The sequence below is a fragment of the Isoptericola sp. BMS4 genome, assembly GCF_011634835.1.
Taxonomy (GTDB): Bacteria; Actinomycetota; Actinomycetes; order Actinomycetales; family Cellulomonadaceae; genus Isoptericola.
In genome coordinates this window covers 3,018,792-3,037,814 of sequence record NZ_SIRP01000001.1, presented here as the reverse complement: position 1 = coordinate 3,037,814, position 19,023 = coordinate 3,018,792, and the positions used below count along the sequence as shown (strand labels likewise).

Here is a 19,023-nt window from a genome sequence, read left to right as displayed (position 1 = left end):
GGCTCGGCCACAGGCAGGTGCGGTACGGTCGCGCACGTGAGCCCCAGCGTGCGCGACGAGACCCACGACGACGACACCGACGGCGTCGCGGAGCAGGCCGTGCCCCCGGCCGGTCCGCGCGGCATGTCCGCGCGGACCTACGGGGTGCTGCTGACGGTGCTCGGCGCGATCGGGTTCGGCGGGGCGAGCTGGCTGGCGATCGAGGAGTATCTGAAGCTGCTGAACCCGGACCGGGTGACGAGCTGCAGCTTCAACGTGTTCCTCGACTGCGGTGTCGCGATGATGTCCTGGCAGGGCACGCTGCTCGGCTTCCCGAACCCTTACCTCGGGGTCGCGGCCTTCCCCGTGGTGATCACCACCGGCGTCGTGCTGCTCGCGGGCGCCCGCCTGCCGCGCTGGTACCACCTGAGCCTGCTCACGGTGACCGCGGTGGCGCAGCTGCTGATCTTCTTCCTCATGTGGTCGAGCTTCTACGCGCTCGTCCGCCTCTGCCCCGCCTGCATGGTCGTGTGGACGATCATGTGGCCGCTGCTGTGGTTCCAGGTCGTCCACGCGGTGCAGGAACGACACGTGCGCGTCGGCGAGGGCGTGCGGCGTGCGGTGGTGCGCAACCGCGGGATCGTCCTCGTCATCGGGTACGTCGTCGCCGTCGGCTGGCTGCTCCTCGCGGTCGGCCCGGCGCTGTTCGAGTCGTTCGGGATCTGAGGCGAAAACCGATCCGGTCGCCCGGCCCGACGTCGGTAGACTCTCGCGGGTGAGCACGCCCGAGACCACCTCCGCGCCCAGTCCCGCGTCGGCCACGCCGACCCACCGCTACACGCCCGCCCTCGCCCAGCAGATCGAGGAGCGCTGGCAGGACCGCTGGGAGGAGCGCGGCACGTTCCACGCCGCGAACCCGCAGGGCGCGCTCACCGACGGCGACGGCGCGAACGCCGGGGCCGGGCAGCCGTTCTTCATCATGGACATGTTCCCGTATCCCTCGGGCGCCGGGCTGCACGTCGGGCACCCGCTGGGCTACATCGCCACCGACGTCGTCGGCCGGTTCCGCATGATGTGCGGCGACAACGTGCTGCACGCGCTGGGCTACGACGCGTTCGGGCTGCCCGCGGAGCAGTACGCCGTGCAGACGGGCCAGCACCCGCGCACGACGACCGAGCAGAACATCGTCACCATGAAGCGCCAGCTGCGCCGCATGGGGCTGGCGCACGACGACCGGCGCACGTTCGCCACGATCGACCCTGACTACGTGCGCTGGACGCAGTGGATCTTCCTGCAGATCTTCGACTCCTGGTACGACCCGGACGCCGAGCGCCCGGGCGACACCGTGGGCACCGGGCGCGGTCGCGCCCGCCGCATCTCGGAGCTGCGCGACGAGCTGGCGGCCGGCGCGCGGCCGGTCCCCGGCCACGACGGCGACAACGCGGGCGGCGCGGTGTGGGCGGCGCTGTCCGAGGCCGAGCGGCGCGACGTGCTGGACGCCCAGCGCCTGGCGTACGTCGACTCGTCGCCCGTGAACTGGTGCCCCGGCCTGGGCACCGTGCTGGCCAACGAGGAGGTCACGGCCGACGGCCGGTCCGAGCGCGGCAACTTCCCGGTGTTCACGCGCCACCTGCGCCAGTGGAAGATGCGCATCACCGCCTACGCCGACCGGCTGACGGACGACCTGGCGCTCATCGACTGGCCCGACAAGGTCAAGGCGATGCAGCGCAACTGGATCGGCCGCTCGACGGGCGCCAACGTCCGGTTCGCCGTCGTCGGCACGACAGGCACCGACCCCGCGGGCGCCGGCGAGCAGGTGGAGGTGTTCACCACCCGGCCGGACACCCTGTTCGGCGCGACCTTCATGGTCGTGGCGCCCGAGCACCCGCTGCTGGACGAGGTGCCCGCCGACTGGCCCGACGGCACGCGCGACGCTTGGACCGGCGGGCACAGGAACCCCGCCGAGGCCGTCGCCGCCTACCGCGCCGAGGCCGCCGCGAAGACCGCCGTCGAGCGCCAGGCGGACGCCGGCAAGAAGACGGGCGTGTTCACCGGCCACCTGGCCGTCAACCCCGTCAACGGCGAGACGGTCCCCGTGTTCACTGCCGACTACGTGCTGATGGGCTACGGCACGGGCGCCATCATGGCCGTGCCCGGCGGCGACGAGCGCGACTTCGCGTTCGCCGAGGCGTACGACCTGCCGGTCGTGCACACAGTGGAGCCGGACGGCGGGTTCGCCGACGACTTCGCCGGCGCGTACAGCGGCGAGGGGCGGGCGATCAACTCGTCGAACGACGAGATCTCCCTGGACGGGCTGGGCGTCGCCGAGGCCAAGGAGCGCATCATCGCGTGGCTGGAGGCCAAGGGGGTCGGCGAGGGCACCACCACCTACCGCCTCAACGACTGGCTGTTCAGCCGACAGCGGTACTGGGGCGAGCCGTTCCCCATCCTGTGGGACTCCGAGGACCGCCCGGTGGCGATTCCCGCCGAGTTGCTTCCCGTGGACCTGCCGGACGTGCCCGACTACGCGCCGCGCACCTTCGACCCCGACGACGCGGAGTCGTCCCCGGAGGCGCCGCTGGGCCGCAACGACGACTGGGTGCACGTCACCCTCGACCTGGGCGACGGGCCGAAGACCTACCGCCGCGACACGAACACCATGCCGAACTGGGCCGGGTCGTGCTGGTACTACCTGCGGTACCTGGACCCGACGGATTCCACGGACGGTCCGGCGACCGGCACCGCCGTCGTCGACCCCGGCCTGGAGCGGTACTGGATGGGGCCGCAGCACAACGCCACGTCGGGGCCGGCAGGCGGCGTCGACCTGTACGTCGGCGGCGTCGAGCACGCGGTGCTGCACCTGCTGTACGCGCGGTTCTGGCACAAGGTGCTGTTCGACCTGGGCTACGTCTCGTCCCTGGAGCCGTTCGGCAAGCTGTTCAACCAGGGCTACATCCAGGCCTACGCGTACACCGACGACCGCGGCGCGTACGTGAACGCGGCCGACGTGACCGGCGACGAGCAGACCGGGTTCACGCTGGACGGCGTCCCCGTGCACCGCGAGTACGGCAAGATGGGCAAGTCGCTGAAGAACGTCGTCACGCCGGACGAGATGTACGAGGCGTACGGCGCCGACACGTTCCGCGTGTACGAGATGTCGATGGGCCCGCTGGACCTGTCGCGGCCGTGGGAGACCCGCGCCGTCGTGGGGTCGCAGCGGTTCCTGCAGCGGCTGTGGCGCAACGTCGTGGACGAGGAGACCGGCGCGCTGGTCGTCACCGACGACGCGCCGGACACCGCGACGCTGCGCGCGCTGCACCGCACGATCGCCGACGTGCGCACCGAGATGGAGAGCCTGCGCCCCAACACGGCGATCGCCAAGCTCATCACCTACAACAACCACCTCACGGGCCTGGACCGGGTGCCGCGTGCGGCCGTGGAGCCCCTGGTGCTCATGGTCGCGCCGATCGCGCCGCACCTCGCCGAGGAGCTGTGGGAGCGGCTCGGCCACGACCGGTCCCTGGCGCGCGAGCCGTTCCCGGCGGCCGACGAGCAGTACCTCGTGGAGGACACCGTGACCTGCGTCGTGCAGGTCAAGGGCAAGGTCCGCGGGCGCGTCGAGGTCTCCCCGTCCATCTCCGACGAGGACCTGCAGGCCGCCGCGCTGGCGGAGCCGAACGTCGTGCGGGCGATCGACGGCGCCGAGATCCGCAAGGTGATCGTGCGCGCGCCCAAGCTCGTCAACATCGTCGTGTGACCGCCGCTCGACACAGGGTCCGGGGCGTCCGCGGGGCGTCCCGGACTCCCCGGTCGCCGACCGCCGACAGAAGGGAACCGTGCCGCGGGTGACCTCACCGACCGCACGCCTGGAGGGCGCGCTCGCCCGGAGCGGGCGCGCCTTCGGCACGCCTGCGCTGGCCCTCCTGCACCGCAAGGAGGGCCCGCTCGTCGTCGCGCTGCTCTCGCTCATCTTCACCCCGGGCCGCGCGACGGTCGCCACCGAGCAGATGCACGTCGAGGTGGAGGACCTGCTGGCCGAGGCGCGCGCTGCCGGCCACGAGGTGCCCGACGAGCCGGCCCGCGCCCTCTGCGCTCGCTGGGTCGCGGGCCGCTGGCTGGTGCGCACGCTCGACGGCGACGGCGCGGAGCAGTACCACGTCAGCTCGTACGCGGCCGAGGCGCTGGCCTTCGTGGACCGCACCCAGGGCGGCAGGGCGCTGGTGAGCGAGTCGCGCATCCGCACGCTGCTCGTGGCCCTGGAGGGGCTGGCCCGCGACGCCCGCCCCGACCGGGACTCCCAGCGGGCTGCGCTGCGCGAGCAGATCGCCCGCTCCCGCGACGAGATCGCGGTGGCGGAGGCCGAGCTGGCCCGCCTGGAGGCGGGCGGGCCGGTCGCCGAGGTGCCGCGCGACCGCCTCGTCGAGCAGTTCGACAACGTGTCCGCGCTGGTGCGCGAGCTGCCCGCCGACTTCGCCCGGGTAGCGGAGTCGATCGCCGAGCTGCAGCGCAGCATCGTGACCCGCCTGCGCCAGGACGAGCGGGCGACGGGCGAGGTCCTGGGGGACTACCTGGACGCGTCGGACAGCCTCATGCGGCGCACCGCGGAGGGCCGGGCGTTCTCCGGCGCGATGGCGCTGCTGCGCGACCCGCACCTCCTGGCGCAGGTGGACGAGCGCGTGCGGGCGGTGCTGGCCCACCCGTTCGCCGACGACCTGCCGCCCGAACGGCGCGACGCCGTCCAGGCGCTGTACTCCCAGCTGCTCACGGCGGTGGACGCCGTGCTGGACGCCCAGGCCCGCGCGTCGCGCACCATCACCCAGCAGCTCAAGGTGCACAACCCGCTGCGCGACCGGGAGCTCGACATCGCGCTGCGCGAGGCGACCGCCGCGATGGCGGACTGGTTCCCCGGCTCCGGCCGCACGGCGCGCGTCGAGCCGCTGCGCTGGTTCGAACGGGCGCGCCTCGGCCGGTTCCGCACCCAGCTGCACGACCTGCGGCCCGACACCCCGCCGGAGGCGCTCGACGCGGCCGACGGCTTCGGGGACGACGACGTGGCCGGGGCGCTGGACGGACTGCTCGGCATGGGCGGCCCGCGGTACGCCGAGCAGACGGCGCACGCCGCGCGGGTGCTGCGCGAGCGCGGGGAGGCGACGGCGGACGAGGTGTTCGCCCTCGCCCCGCCGGAGCTGCGCCGGCCGGTGGAGCTCCTCGGCTACCTGGAGCTGGCGTCGCCCGGGGCTCTGGAGGACGTGCTGGGCGACGGCGACGTGCCGGCGTCGCGGCTGGGCCGGGTGACGGCGGTGCGGGCGGACGGCAGCACGCGGGACCTGGTGGTGCCGCGGGTCCCGGTCGAGGTGCCCGGCGATGCGTCCGGCGACGCACCCGGTGACGACGAGGAGGGGGAACGATGACCACGTCGACCGAGGCGACCGAGGCGACCGAGGCGACCGATGCGGTCGCGGCGACCGGGACGGACGCCGAGGAGGCGGGCGGGACCGGCGCGACCGGCACGTTCGTCGACGCCGTGGCGGTGGAGGACGACGACCGGGCGCTGTTCGCGGGCGACACCGGCGTGCTGCCCTACGAGGCGCGGCGCGCCCTGGCCCTGGTGATGCAGCGCCGCTACCTGTCCTCGTCGGCGCACCCGGCCGAGTGGCGGGCGCTGCTCGCGCACCAGACCGTGCTGGCCTCGCGCTGCCACGACCTGTTCGTCGAGCTGGTCGTCGACCGCGACTACGAGATCGCCTACAAGCGCCAGGTGCGCGAGCCCGGCCTGAGCATCCCCGTGCTGCTCAAGGACGAGCCGTACAAGCGGGTCGAGACCCTGCTCATGCTGTTCGCGCGCAACCGCTTCCGCCAGGAGCAGGGCGCGGGGGAGCGGGCCGCGCACGTCGACACCGAGGAGCTGGTGGACTACGCGCTCGGCTTCCTGGCCCCCGGGGAGACCAACCTCGCCGGCCGGCGGCGGGAGATCGACAACGCCGTCGCCACGCTCGTGCGCGAGCGGGTGCTCGTCGAGGTCGCGGCCGGCAGGTTCCGGATCGAGCCGGTGATCGAGGTGCTCCTGCCGGTGGAGCGGCTGCACGCGCTCACCGACTGGCTGCGCGGCGGCGGCACGGTCGCCCCCGACGAGCCGGGCGGCGCCGACGACGACCAGGACGACGACGAGGAGGCGACCGCGTGACCGTCACCGACAGCACGGCCGAGCGCGACGCCGGGCCGCGCATGCAGCAGTCCCTGTTCGGTCTGATCCCCGCGGCCTCCGACGGCCGCCAGTGGACCGCGCGGTCGGTGCAGCTCGTGAACTGGGGCGGGTATCACGGCTACCACGAGGTCCGGTTCGCGGGCACCACGACGCTGCTCACGGGCGCCTCGGGGTCCGGCAAGTCGACCCTCCTCGACGCCTACATCGCGCTGATGATGAGCCACACCACGCCGTTCAACGGGGCGTCGAACGGGGCGACGAGCGGCCGCGCCCGCGGCCAGGAGCAGCGCAACGTCCTCTCGTACGCGCGCGGCAAGCTCGACGAGCAGCGCACCGGGGACGCCGCGGCGTCCACCGACCGCGTGCTGCGCGGCGAGGCCTCGGACACGTGGTCGGCGATCGCGATGACGTGGTCCTCGCAGGCGGGGGAGCGGCTCACCGCGCTGCGCGCCTGGTACGTGCCGCGCGCCGCGACCCGCACCGACGAGACGACGCCGGTGCGCGCCGTCGTCGACGAGGCGTTCGACCTGCGCACGCTGGAGCCGCTCGCGGCGCAGCGCTTCGCCAAGCCGGGCCTCGTGGCCGCGGGGCTGACGACGTTCGACACGGACAAGGCGTTCGCGACCCGGCTGCACGCCGCGCTCGGCATCGGCGCGGCGGGCGACGGCGACAAGGCGATGCAGCTGCTGGGCCGCATCCAGGCCGGCCAGCAGATCACCACCGTCGACTCCCTGTACAAGGCGATGGTGCTCACCGAGCCGGAGACGATCCGGGTGGCGGAGCGTGCCGTCGAGCACTTCGACGAGCTGAGCGAGGTGCGCGCCGAGATGGACCGGGCGCAGCGGCAGGTGGACGTGCTGCGCCCCATGCTGGAGCACCGCACGGCGATCGACGACGCGGTCGCCGCCCGCCGGCTGGTGGACGACCTCGGTCTCGCGGGCGGCCCGGACGGCGCCCCCACCCCGTTCACGGCGTGGCGCGACCGGACGCGCCTCGACCTGCTCCGCGACGCCGAGACGCGGAACCGGGGGCAGCACAAGGCCGCCGCGGAGCGGGTCGCGGTCGCGGACGAGCGCATCGTCGACGCGGAGGCGGAGCTGGAGAGGGTGCGCGCCGACCAGCGCCGCAACGGCGGGGACGCCGTCGAGGCCGCCGAGCGCGAGGTGCGGGAGGCGGAGAAGCGGCTGGCCGAGGTGCGCCGTCTGCGCACCGAGCTGGACGGCCACCTGGCTCCCCTCGAGCGGCAGGTGGCGTCGCGGCGCGACCTGGAGGCGCTGCACGCCGACGCGACGGCGTACCGCGAGGACCGCGACCGCCACACGGACGCGCTGTCCGAGGCCGTCGTCGACGCCAGCACCCGGGAGAAGGAGGCCGGCCGCGCGCTGGCCGAGCTGGAGCGCGAGGAGGCGTCGCTGAAGGCGCGCCGGGGCAACGTCCCCCGCGAGCTGCACGAGGCCCGGGTGAACCTCGCCCGGGCGGCCGGCATGCGCCCCGACGACGTCCCGTTCGTCGGCGAGCTGCTCGAGGTGCGCGGCGAGTACGAGCCGTGGCGGGACGCGATCGGGCTGGCGCTCGGCGGCTTCGCCGTCACGCTGCTCGTCGACGACGCGCGCCTCGACGCGTTCCGCGCGGCGATCGACGAGGTCCGCTCGCCCGTGCGCGTCCGGTTCGAGGGGGTCCCGACGGGGCTGCCCCTGCACGAGGAGACCGACCGCGGCCTGCTGCCCGGGCGCCTGGAGGTCAAGGCCGGCCCGTTCGGCGGCTGGCTCGCCGGCCGGCTCGCGGAGCGCTTCGCCTACGTGTGCGTGGACGACCCGGCCGACCTCGCCCGGCACGACCTCGCGCTGACCCGGTCGGGGCAGACGGCCGAGGGGCGACGCGGTGCCCACGGCGGCGGGGGGCGCGCGTCCGTGCTCGGCTTCAGCAACCACCGGCGTCTGGAGCGGCTCGCCGCCGAGATCGAGGAGGCGCGCGCCGGGCTGCGCCGGGCCGCCGAGGCCCTCGCCGGGGCGCGGCTGCGGCAGAAGGGCGAGGCCGACCACTTCGTCGCGTACAGCCAGGCGCTGCGCGTGGCGTGGGAGGACGTCGACGTGGCGGGCGCCGAGGCCCGCCTCGCCGACCGGCAGGAGCGCCTGGCCACGCTGGTGGCCGGGTCGGACGTGCTGCGCGAGCTCAAGGCGGACGAGGAGAGCTTGCGGACGCGGCTGACGGAGCTGTACCGCGAGCGGGCCGACGCCCAGCACCGGGTGACCGAGCTGGCCGCCGCCTGGGGGGAGATCGGGGACCAGGTCGACCAGGTCACCGACGCCGTCGAGCGGGCCGACGCCGAGGGCGTCGCGCCGGACGGCGCCCAGGAGCGCCGGCTCCTGGAGCTGCTGGCCCAGGTGGGCTGGTCGGGCGCCGTGCCGGGCGGCCAGAGCGGCGGCCTGGTGGACCTCATGACGGCCGTGGCCGCCGTCGTCCGCGAGCTCGAGCACGAGCGGGACGCCGCCGTCGAGGCCGAGCGCAGCGCCCGGGCCGCGCTCGGGGCGCTGTTCGAGCGGTTCAACGACACCTGGCCCGACCCGAACCGGACGGCCGACCCGGACGCCGCGTACGCGGACTTCCTGCGGATCTACGAGGACCTGGAGTTCGCCCAGCTGTACCGGCTGCGGGACAAGTGGTCCGCGCACCTGCGGCAGATGTCCGGCGACCAGCTCACCCGGCTCAACAACGGCATCGCGCAGGCGGTCGCCGAGATCCGCGACCGCATGGAGCCGGTCAACGCGATCCTGGCGACCTTGCCGTTCCGCGACGACGCGCACCGGCTGCGCATCACCGCCACGCCCACGGAGGGCCAGGACGTCGCGTCGTTCCGCCGGCAGCTGCGCGAGCTCGCGACGGCGCCCGTCGGCGACGTGCCGCTGGCGGAGCACGAGCGCCGGTACGCGCGGATGACGAAGCTCATCGACCGCATCCGGCCCGACAGCCCCGAGCGGCGGCGCCTCGTGGACGTGCGCGACCACGTGCGCATCAGCGCCGAGTGCGTGGACCTCGAGGGCAACCACGTGAGCGTCTACGACCACATCGCCGGCAAGTCCGGCGGCGAGTCGCAGGAGCTCGTCGCGTTCATCGTCGGCGCGGCGCTGCGCTACCAGCTCGGCGATGCCGGGGCCGAACGGCCCCGCTACGCGCCGGTGTTCCTCGACGAGGCGTTCATCAAGGCCGACGCCCGGTTCGCCGGCCGCGCCGTCGGCGCCTGGCGCGGGCTGGGCTTCCAGCTGATCGTGGGTGCCCCGCTGGACAAGGTCAGCGCGCTGGAGCCGCACGCGGACGTCGTGCTGCAGACGATCAAGGACGCGACCGGCAGGTCGCGCCTGGTCACGCTGGTGGGGGAGTGACGTCGGCCGGGGCGGTCGCCAGCGGTACCAGGACCTCCTGGTAGAGCCGGTCGACGTCCTCGGGCGCCAGCGTCTGGCCGGCGACGACCTTGCGGTAGGAGATGAGCGCGGGCACGACGGTGCTCACGAGGTCGAGGTCGCGCTCCGGGGGGATCTCGCCGCGCTCGCGCGCCCGGACGAGGATCGCGTGGACCTGGTCGATCTTCGGCTGCACGATGGTCGCGTGGAAGCGTCGGGCGAGGTCGGGGTCGCGGCGCACCTCGGCCATGAGGCCGGGGATCAGATGGTCCGTGGCGGCCGACCGCCGTGAGCGCCGCAGGCGCTCGAGGGCGTGCAGGTCGCCGGCGAGCGAGCCGGTGTCCGGGACGTCGCCCGGGTCGATGGTGCCCATCGCGCACGTGACGGCCTCGACGGCGAGGTCCTCCTTCGACGTCCAGCGCCGGTAGAGGGTGGCCTTGCTCGCGCCGGCGCGAGCGGCGACGGCGTCCATGGTCGTGCCCTCGTAGCCCACCTCGGACAGCAGCTCGCGCGCGGCGTCGAGGATCGCCACGTCGCGCGAGGCGTCGCGCGGGCGCCCGCCCTGGGCGCGGCGGGTGGCGGGCGCAGGCTCGACGGCGGTGTCGGCGGCCTTCATGTCGGGCTCCTCGGGTCGTGCGGTGCGGGCCGGGGCCTGCGTCGGGGGGTGTTCGCCGTGAGCGAACAGGGGCCGTGTTCCGATACTGACCGGTTTCGAAACTGGCCGGTGTCGCCTAGCATCGATCGTACCGCCGGTCACCCGGCCCCGGGCGTGTCCCGCCCGGCGCGCACCTCGCGCCCCCGATCGCACACCGTCGTCCCTGCACCACGTCCTCGCTCCAGGGAGCCGCTATGACCTCGCTCGACCCCGCTGCCTCCGCCGTGCCCGCCGCGGCCGGGCCAGACCCGCGCCGGTGGCTCGTCCTGGCCACGGTGGCCATCGCGCAGCTCATGGTCGTCCTCGACGCCACCATCGTGAACATCGCCCTGCCCTCCGCCCAGGCGGAGCTCGGGTTCAGCGACAACGACCGCCAGTGGGTCGTCACCGCGTACGCGCTGGCGTTCGGCAGCCTCCTGCTGCTCGGCGGCCGGCTCTCCGACCTGCTGGGCCGGCGGCGCACCTTCCTGGTGGGCCTCGTCGGCTTCGCCGTCGCCTCCGCCCTGGGCGGCGCCGCGCCGACGTTCGAGATCCTCGTCGCCGCGCGCGCCCTGCAGGGCGTGTTCGCGGCCGTGCTCGCGCCGTCGGCGCTCGCCGTGCTGACCACCACGTTCACCGACCCCTCCGAGCGCGGGCGCGCGTTCGGGGTCTTCGGGGCGATCGCCGGCGTGGGCGGCGCCGTCGGTCTCCTGCTGGGCGGCTTCCTCACCCAGAACCTCGACTGGCGCTGGAACCTGTACGTCAACCTGTTCTTCGCCGCCGTCGCGCTGGTCGCCGGCCTGGTCCTGCTGCCGCGCAGCGCGGGGACCCGCCAGCACCTCGACGTGCCCGGGGTGCTGCTCGGCTCGGGCGGCCTGTTCCTGCTGGTCTACGGGTTCTCCCAGGCCGAGCCGCAGGGCTGGGACTCGGCGTGGACGTGGGGTCCGCTCGCCGTGTCGGTCGTGCTCCTCGTGGGGTTCGTCCGCCGGCAGCGCCGGGCTCCCGTGCCGGTGCTTCCCCTGTCGATCCTCACCGACCGCGACCGCGCCGGCTCGTTCTCCGGCGTCTTCGTCGCCGGGCTCGGCATGCTGGGCGTCTCCCTCTTCCTCACCTACTACCTGCAGACGACGATGGGCTACGACCCCATGCGCACCGGAGTGGCCTTCCTGCCGATGGTGCTCGCGATCGTCGTGACGGCGCAGGTCTCCACCAACGTGACGCTGCCCCGGTTCGGCCCCAAGGCCCTCGTCCCCGTCGGGCTGACCGTCGGCGCCGTCGCGATGGCCTGGTTCTCCCGCCTCGACGTGGACAGCACCTACGCGGGAGGGGTCCTGCCGGGCCTCCTGATGCTCGGCGTCGCCATGGGCTGCACCATGCCGCCGTCGATCCAGACGGCGACCGTCGGCGTCGAGCGGCGCTACGCGGGCGCCGCCTCCGCGATGGTGCAGACGTCCCAGCAGGTGGGCGGCGCCGTCGGGACGGCCGTGCTCAACACCCTCGCGACGACGGCCGCGACCGCGTACGTCGCCGACCACCAGCCGGCGTCGCCCGACGTCGCGGCGCAGGCGGCCGTGCACAGCTATGACGTGGCCTTCGGCTGGTCCGCGGGGATCTTCCTGCTCGGCGCGGTCCTGACCTTCGCGCTGTTCCGCACCCGGGCGGCGCGGGCGGCGATGCCGACGGCGCCCGCCGCCGTCGCGGGAGCCGTCGCCGCGCACTGACGGTCTGTGTACTGTCGAGGCGTGACCGAGACCACGCCTCTGATCACCAGCCCGGAGCGCTCCGTCGAGGGCTTCGTGCGCGAGTTCCTGCACGAGCTCAACTTCACGCAGGGCACGGTGCTGGAGCGCGCCACGGTGAACGACGAGTACCAGGCGCTCGCCCGCACGGTCCGGCACTACCTCATGTCGCGGTGGATGCAGACCACCGTGGAGCACTACCGGGCCCAGCCCAAGGCGGTGGCGTACCTGTCGGCCGAGTACCTGCTGGGCCGCCAGCTCGACAACGGCCTCGTCGCCACGGACCTGGAGGCGGTCGCCGCCGAGGCGCTGGCGAGCCTGGGCATCGACCTGGTGGATTTGCGCGAGGTCGAGGTCGAGCCGGGGCTGGGCAACGGGGGGCTCGGGCGCCTGGCGGCGTGCTTCGTCGACTCGCTGGCGACCCTCGGCGTGCCCGCCATCGGCTACGGCATCCGCTACGAGTACGGGATCTTCCGGCAGCGGTTCGGCGAGGACGGGCGCCAGGTCGAGGACCCCGACGAGTGGCTCGACCGGGGCTCCCCGTGGGAGTTCGCGCACCCCGAGCACGAGGTCACGGTGAGCTTCGCCGGCCACACCGAGCGGGTCGACGACGGCGGGCGGGAGCGCACGCGGTGGGTGCCCGGCTGGCAGGTGCTCGGCGTCCCGTACAACTACATGGTCCCCGGCTACCGCAACGGCATGGTGAACACGCTGCGGCTGTGGAGCGCCCGGGCGACGCACGCGTTCGACCTGCGGATCTTCAACCACGGCGACTACACCGAGGCGGTGCGCGCCCAGACGTTCGCCGAGAACATCACCAAGGTCCTGTACCCGGAGGACTCCACGCCGCAGGGCAAGGAGCTGCGCCTGCAGCAGCAGTACTTCTTCGTGGCGTGCTCGTTGCGGGACTTCATCGACCGGATGCTGCCGGAGGACTTCGACCTGCACCGGCTGCCCGAGCGGATCTGCTTCCAGCTCAACGACACCCACCCGGTCATCGCGGTGCCGGAGCTGATGCGGATCCTCGTGGACGAGCGCGGCTTCGAGTGGGACGAGGCGTGGGAGGTCACCCGCGGCTGCTTCGCCTACACGTGCCACACGCTGCTGCCCGAGGCGCTGGAGACCTGGCCGGTCGACCTGCTCGGCCGCCTGCTGCCCCGGCACCTGGAGATCATCTTCCGCATCAACGACGAGTTCCTCGCCCAGGTGCGCGAGCGCTCCGGCGACGACGAGCTGCTGGTGCGCCGCACGTCGATCATCGCCGAGCACCCGGTGCGCAGCGTGCGTATGGCGCACCTGGCCACCGTCGCCGCCACCCGGGTCAACGGCGTCGCCGAGCTGCACTCCCGGCTGCTGCGGGACAAGGTGCTGGCCGACTTCGCGCGGCTGTGGCCCGAGAAGTTCACGAACGTCACGAACGGCGTCACGCCGCGCCGGTTCCTCCGCCTCGCGAACCCCGCCCTGTCGGAGCTGATCACCGAGGCGATCGGGGACGGCTGGGTGACGGACCTCGACCGGCTGCGCGAGCTGGAGCCGCTCGCCGACGACGCCGAGTTCCGCCGCCGGTTCCGGGAGGTCAAGGCGGCGAACAAGGACCGGCTCGCCGCGCTGCTGGCCCGCCGCGACGGGATCGAGATCGCCCCGCGCACGATGCTCGACGTCATGGTCAAGCGGCTGCACGAGTACAAGCGGCAGACCCTCAAGGTGCTGCACGTGGTCACGGTGTACGACCGCATCGTCTCGGGGCAGGTGAGGGTCGAGGACGTCGTCCCGCGCACGGTCGTGCTCGGGGCGAAGGCGGCCCCCGGCTACGCGCTGGCCAAGGAGATCATCGCGCTGGTCAACCGCGTCGGGGCCGTGGTCAACGCCCACCCGGAGGTGTCCCGCGTGCTGCGGGTCGCCTTCCCCGCCAACTACAACGTCACCGTCGCGGAGGCCCTGATCCCCGCGGCGGACCTGTCCGAGCAGATCTCCCTGGCGGGCAAGGAGGCCTCGGGCACGGGCAACATGAAGCTGGCCCTCAACGGGGCCCTGACCATCGGTACCGACGACGGCGCGAACGTCGAGATCCGTGGGCTCGTCGGCGACGACCACTTCTTCGGCTTCGGACTGACCGAGCCGGAGGCGGCGGCCGTCGCCGAGGCCGGCTACCGGCCGGCGGCGTACTACGAGGAGAACGCGACGCTGCGCCGCGCGCTCGACCTCGTCGCGCGAGGGGAGTTCTCGGACGGCGACAGGTCGGCCTTCGAGCCCGTCGTGTCCACCCTGCTGGGGGAGGACCGGTTCATGGTGCTCGCCGACTTCCAGTCCTACCTGGACGCCCAGGACCGCGTCGACCAGGCGTACCGCGACCCGGACGCCTGGAGCCGCTCGGCCGTCCTCAACGTGGCCCGCAGCGGGTTCTTCTCGTCCGACCGGTCGGTGCGCGACTACCTCGACCGCGTCTGGCACGCGCGCCCGCTGGCCCGCTGACGGCGGACCGCGGCCGGTCCGTCCGCGTGGGCGTCCCCGCGGCTGTCCGGCCACGCCCTAGTATCTCGGGGTGATGTCCCGCCCCAGGCCCCCGGTCCGGGTGGTCACCGACTCGACCGCCTGCCTGCCCGTCCCGGACGCCACCGACGACGGCGCCGGCCCCGTCGTGGTGCCGTTGCGCGTGCTGGCCGGCGACGACGCGTGGCGCGAGGGCGTCGACGTCGAACCCGAGCAGGTGGCCGCGCGGATCGCGGCGGGCGACGTGCTCACGACGTCCCAGCCGCCGCCCGAGGACTTCGCCGGGGTGTTCCGCGACCTGGCCGCCGACGGCGCGGGCGCGGTCGTGTCCGTGCACCTGTCCGGCGCGCTGTCCGGCACGGTCGCGGCGGCCGAGGGCGCGGCGCAGCGGGCCATGGTGCCCGTGCGTGCCGTGGACTCCGGGACGGTCGCGATGGCGCTCGGCTTCGCGGCGCTGGAGGCCGCCCGGTGCGCGGCGGCCGGTCACGACGCCGCCGCTGTCGCGGACCGGGCCGTGCGGGTCGCGGCGTCGAGCCGGACGGTGTTCCTGGTGGAGTCGCTCGAGCACCTGCGCCGCGGTGGTCGCCTGTCCGCCCCGGCGGCGGCGCTCGGCACCGCCCTGGGGGTGCGCCCGATCCTCGAGGTCCGTGACGGGGGGATCGAGCTCGCCCAGCGTGTGCGCACTCGCCGGGCGGCCACCGACCGCCTGATCGACCTGGGCGTCCGCCACGCCGCGACGTGCGAGCGTCCCGGCGTGGCGGTCCACCACCTGGGCGTGGCGGACCGCGCGGAGGAGGTCGCCGCCCGGTTGCACGAGCGCACCGGGGTGGAACCGGTGGTCACCCCCGTGAGCGCCGTCCTCGGCGCGCACGCGGGCCCCGGGGCCCTCGCGGTCGTGGTGGCCGACCTCGGCGAGCACACGCACCCCGACACCTGGTAGGCGCCGAGCCTGCACCCAGGCGGTGGCCGTCCCCAGGGCGGGCGGAATCGGCGCACGCTCGTCGCGCCGGACCCTAGCGTCCACCGAGTGACCTCCCCGCCCCACGAACCGACCGCACCGGACCGCGCCCCGGCCGCCACGGGCACCGACGCAACCGCGGACCTCGACGCCGCCGCGGCGCGCCTGCACGCGTGGCACGCCGTCGAACGCACGGCCCCGCCGCGCGACCACCCGGCGGTCGCCGCCGGGCCCGGCGCGGGCGCCGCCGACGAGCTCGCCGCGCGGCTGCGCGAGCGCCGCTCGGCCCGCCACGTCGCCGCGGCGTACTCGGCGGTGCACGGTCACCCGCTCACCGCGGCGGACGACTCCGTCCCCGAGGGGCGGCGGCGCTGGGGTCTCGGCCTGCGCGCGGCCGCCGCGGCCGGTGCCGCCGTCCTCCTCGTGGCCGTCGGCGCCGCCGTCGTCGCGCTCGGCGGCGCCGGCGACGTCGTCTCCCTCGGGTCCGCCGGCGTGGCGGCGTCCGCAGGCCCCGGCGCGGTGCCCGGGCCCGGCGCCGACGGGGACCCGGGGGCCTCCGCGCGGAACTCGGCGCCGGCGACGACCGAGCCCGCGCAGGACGCGCCCCGGTCCGACCTGGCGGCGGCCGGGGCGACGCTCCCCGGTCAGGACGGCGGGGCCGCGGCGACCGGGGTCGGCGTCGCGGGCGCCGTGGTGGTGCACGTGGTCGGCGAGGTGCGGCGCCCCGGGCTGGTCTCGGTGCCCCCGGACGCCCGCGTGGCCGACGCTGTGCAGGAGGCCGGCGGGCCCACCGAGGACGCCGACACCGCCGGCCTCAACCTGGCTCGCGCCGTCGTGGACGGCGAGCAGATCCGCGTGCCCGCGCCCGGCGAGGACGTCCCGCCGCCGTCCACGGGCGGCGTCGGCGAGCCCGGCGGCGCCGAGGTCGTCGACCTCAATGCGGCGACGGCCGACGGGCTCGAGGCGCTGCCCGGCGTCGGCCCGGTGCTCGCCGAGCGGATCGTCGCCCACCGCGACGAGCACGGACCGTTCACCAGCGTGGACGAGCTCGCCGAGATCTCCGGGATCGGCCCGTCCGTGCTGGAGCAGGTGCGCGACCTGGCCCGCGTGTGAGCGGCGAGGGTGCGGCGCCCGGCCCGGGGGCAGACCTGCGGCTCGTCCCGGCCGCGCTCGCCGCGGTGGCGGCCGCGTGGTTGGTCACGGCCGGCCCGTCGGCCCCCTGGTCCGGCCCGCCGGCTGTCGCCGGGGCGGCCCTGCTCCTGGTGGTCGGCGCCGTCGGAGCCGTCCTGCTGGGTGCGCGCTCCTCCCGGGGCGGCCGGGCCCGGGGAGCCGCGGGGCACCTGGTCCTCGTGCCCGTGTGCGTCCTCGCGGTGTGCGCCGGGGCCTGGATCCAGTCCGCACGTCAGGCGCCGGTCCTGGAGCTGGCGACCGACGGCGCGCTCGTGCGCCTCGCCGGCCAGGTGGCGTCGCAGCCGCGGCCCGCGACGTTCGGCGACGGCCACCGCTGGGCGCTCGCCGTCGGGTCGGTGGACGGCCGCGGCGCGTCGTCGGCCGCCGCGGGGCTGGTCGAGGTGACCTCCCCGGGCCCCGCCCCGCGCTACGGCGCCACCGTCGAGATCTCCGGCGTGCTGCGTGCCGTCCCGGCCGGTGACGGCGTCGTCGCACGCGTCGCGTCGGCCGAGACGGTCCGCGAGCGCGCCGCGCCCGGCGCAGTGCTGCGCGCCACCCACACGCTGCGGTCGGCCCTCGCGGACGTCAGCGGGACGCTGTCTCCGCAGGCGCGCGCCCTGGTGCCCGGGGTCGCGGTGGGCGACACGTCGCGGATGCCCGACGACCTGGACACGGCCATGCGCACCACGAGCCTCACGCACGTCACCGCGGTCTCCGGGGGCCACTTCGCCATCGTGGTCGCGACCCTCACCGCGCTGTGCGCCGTCCTGCGCGCGCCGCGGGCGGTCCGCATCGGCGTGCTGGTGGTGGCCGCCCTCGGGTTCGTCGCCCTGGTGCGCCCCGAGCCGAGCGTGCTGCGCGCCGCCTGGACCTGCGCCCTCGGCCTCCTCGGCCTGGCCCTGGGGCGCCCGTCCGCGGGCCTCCCGGCGCTCGCCGCCGCGGCGACCGGCCTGCTCGTGGTCGACCCGTGGCTCGCGCGGTCGTACGGGTTCGCGCTGTCGTGCGCGGCGACGGCCGGGCTCGTGCTGCTGTCCGGGCCGCTGGCGCGCCGGCTCGCCCCCTGGACCGGCCGGCCGCTCGCGTTCGCGCTCGCCGTGCCGTGGGCGGCGCAGGCCGCGTGCGGCCCGGTGCTGGTGCTCCTCGACCCGCGCGTGTCCCTCGTGGCCGTCCCGGCGAACCTGCTCGCCGCCCCCGCCCTGGTGCCGGCGACCGTCCTCGGGCTGGTCGCCACCCTGCTCGCCCCGTGGGCGCCGGGCGCCGCCCACGTCGTGGCCTGGACCGCTGGGCTCGCGACGTCGTGGATCGCGGCGCTCGCCCGCTGGTTCGCCGCACTGCCCGGGGCGACGGTGCCGTGGCCGGGTGGCGTGGGCGGCGCGCTGGCGCTGGCGGCGCTGACCGCGGTCGCGCTGGCGCTCGTCCTGCGCCGTCCGCCCGGTGACGGGTGGGCGCGCACCTGGCGAGGCACCGGGCCCGGGCTCCGGTGGCCGGCCCTGCGCGGGCGGCCCGGGCCCGTGGTCGTCGGCGGCGTCGCGGGCGCGGGGGCCGTCGTCGTGGTGCTCGTCGCGTGGACGACCGGGCTGCCCGGGCCGCCCGGCATGGGCGGAGGCGGAGTACCGCCGGACTGGCGGGTCGTGGCGTGCGACGTCGGCCAGGGCGACGCCCTGGTCGTGCGCAGCGGGCCCGAGGCGGCCGTCGTCGTCGACGTGGGGCCGCCCGGCGGCGGCGCGGGAGCCTGCCTCGACCGCCTGGGGGTGGCGACGGTCGACCTGCTCGTGCTGAGCCACTTCCACGCCGACCACGTGGGCGGCCTCGGGCCGGTGCTCGCCGGCCGGCACGTGGCCGGGGCGCTGGTCTCCCCGCTCGATGCCCCGGCCGACGGCGCGGGCGCCGTCCGCGCGCGGCTCGCGGAGACGGGCGTGCCGGTGCGCGCGGCGTCGGCCGGTGACCGGGGCACAGCGGGGTCCGTGGGCTGGGAGGTGCTCGCCGCCGACCCGAGCGGCGGCGGCCGGGCGGGCGCCGCGAGCGACGAGGGCGACGGCGCGAACGAGGCGAGCGTCGCGGTGCGCCTGCGGACGGCGGGCGGTCTGGACCTGGTGGCGCTCGGCGACCTGGAGACGGGTGGGCAGGAGGCGCTGCTCCGATCGCTCGCCGGCACCGCGACCGCCGCGGACGTCGACGTGGTGAAGATGTCCCACCACGGCTCCCGGGCGCAGTCGGCGGCGCTGGCGCGGTGGCTGTCGCCCCGCGTGACCCTGGTCAGCGTGGGGGAGGGCAACACCTACGGCCACCCCACCGACGCTGCCCTGGACCTGTACGCGGGCGTGGGGTCGGCGGTCGTGCGCACCGACGAGTGCGGCACGGCGGCGCTGGTGCTGCGCGACAGCGAGATCGGGCTGTCCTGCGCCCGGGCCGGTCCGTGAGCGCGGTGCGCCCGCCGGCCCGTGCCCGGC

The 19,023-nt window shown here is 75.5% G+C and carries 11 protein-coding genes; 10 read left to right on the top strand and 1 reads right to left on the bottom strand.

Annotated elements, in window-relative coordinates:
* The first annotated feature begins 36 nt into the window (after window positions 1-36).
* From EYB28_RS13725 to EYB28_RS13705, 5 genes are all read left to right on the top strand, one after another.
* Window positions 37-705, top strand: coding sequence for a vitamin K epoxide reductase family protein (locus EYB28_RS13725; RefSeq protein WP_240930561.1), 669 nt, complete (start codon window positions 37-39; stop codon window positions 703-705).
* 49 nt (window positions 706-754) lie between these two features.
* Window positions 755-3,736, top strand: coding sequence for a leucine--tRNA ligase (gene leuS / locus EYB28_RS13720; RefSeq protein WP_166848912.1), 2,982 nt, complete (start codon window positions 755-757; stop codon window positions 3,734-3,736).
* 88 nt (window positions 3,737-3,824) lie between these two features.
* On the top strand, window positions 3,825-5,390 hold the full coding sequence (locus EYB28_RS13715) for a DUF3375 domain-containing protein (RefSeq protein ID WP_166848909.1): 1,566 nt from the start codon (window positions 3,825-3,827) through the stop codon (window positions 5,388-5,390).
* On the top strand, window positions 5,387-6,163 hold the full coding sequence (locus EYB28_RS13710; protein WP_166848906.1) for a DUF4194 domain-containing protein: 777 nt from the start codon (window positions 5,387-5,389) through the stop codon (window positions 6,161-6,163). The genes EYB28_RS13715 and EYB28_RS13710 overlap by 4 nt, the downstream gene beginning before the upstream one ends.
* Complete coding sequence (locus EYB28_RS13705; protein WP_370459482.1) at window positions 6,160-9,564, top strand: ATP-binding protein; 3,405 nt, start codon at window positions 6,160-6,162, stop codon at window positions 9,562-9,564. The genes EYB28_RS13710 and EYB28_RS13705 overlap by 4 nt, the downstream gene beginning before the upstream one ends.
* Here the strand turns inward: EYB28_RS13705 and EYB28_RS13700 are convergent.
* The gene (locus EYB28_RS13700) at window positions 9,545-10,198 is read right to left on the bottom strand and encodes a TetR/AcrR family transcriptional regulator (RefSeq protein ID WP_166848903.1); all 654 of its coding nucleotides are present in this window, start codon (window positions 10,196-10,198) and stop codon (window positions 9,545-9,547) included. The genes EYB28_RS13705 and EYB28_RS13700 overlap by 20 nt on opposite strands.
* A 233-nt stretch (window positions 10,199-10,431) precedes the next feature.
* Between EYB28_RS13700 and EYB28_RS13695 the strand changes: the two genes are divergently transcribed.
* The 5 genes from EYB28_RS13695 (at window position 10,432) to EYB28_RS13675 (ending at window position 18,993) form a co-directional block, all read left to right on the top strand.
* Window positions 10,432-11,937, top strand: coding sequence for an MFS transporter (locus EYB28_RS13695; RefSeq protein WP_166848900.1), 1,506 nt, complete (start codon window positions 10,432-10,434; stop codon window positions 11,935-11,937).
* Window positions 11,938-11,958: 21 nt separating this feature from the next.
* The gene (locus EYB28_RS13690; RefSeq protein ID WP_166848897.1) at window positions 11,959-14,427 is read left to right on the top strand and encodes a glycogen/starch/alpha-glucan phosphorylase; all 2,469 of its coding nucleotides are present in this window, start codon (window positions 11,959-11,961) and stop codon (window positions 14,425-14,427) included.
* A 73-nt stretch (window positions 14,428-14,500) separates the two neighbouring features.
* Window positions 14,501-15,385 (top strand): DegV family protein, encoded by an 885-nt coding sequence (locus EYB28_RS13685; RefSeq protein WP_166848894.1) that lies wholly within the window; start codon window positions 14,501-14,503, stop codon window positions 15,383-15,385.
* Window positions 15,386-15,472: 87 nt separating this feature from the next.
* Window positions 15,473-16,516, top strand: a complete 1,044-nt coding sequence (locus EYB28_RS20360; protein WP_166848891.1) for a ComEA family DNA-binding protein — start codon at window positions 15,473-15,475, stop codon at window positions 16,514-16,516.
* On the top strand, window positions 16,513-18,993 hold the full coding sequence (locus EYB28_RS13675; RefSeq protein WP_166848888.1) for a ComEC/Rec2 family competence protein: 2,481 nt from the start codon (window positions 16,513-16,515) through the stop codon (window positions 18,991-18,993). Before EYB28_RS20360 ends, EYB28_RS13675 begins: the two co-directional genes overlap by 4 nt.
* Window positions 18,994-19,023: the final 30 nt, after the last annotated feature.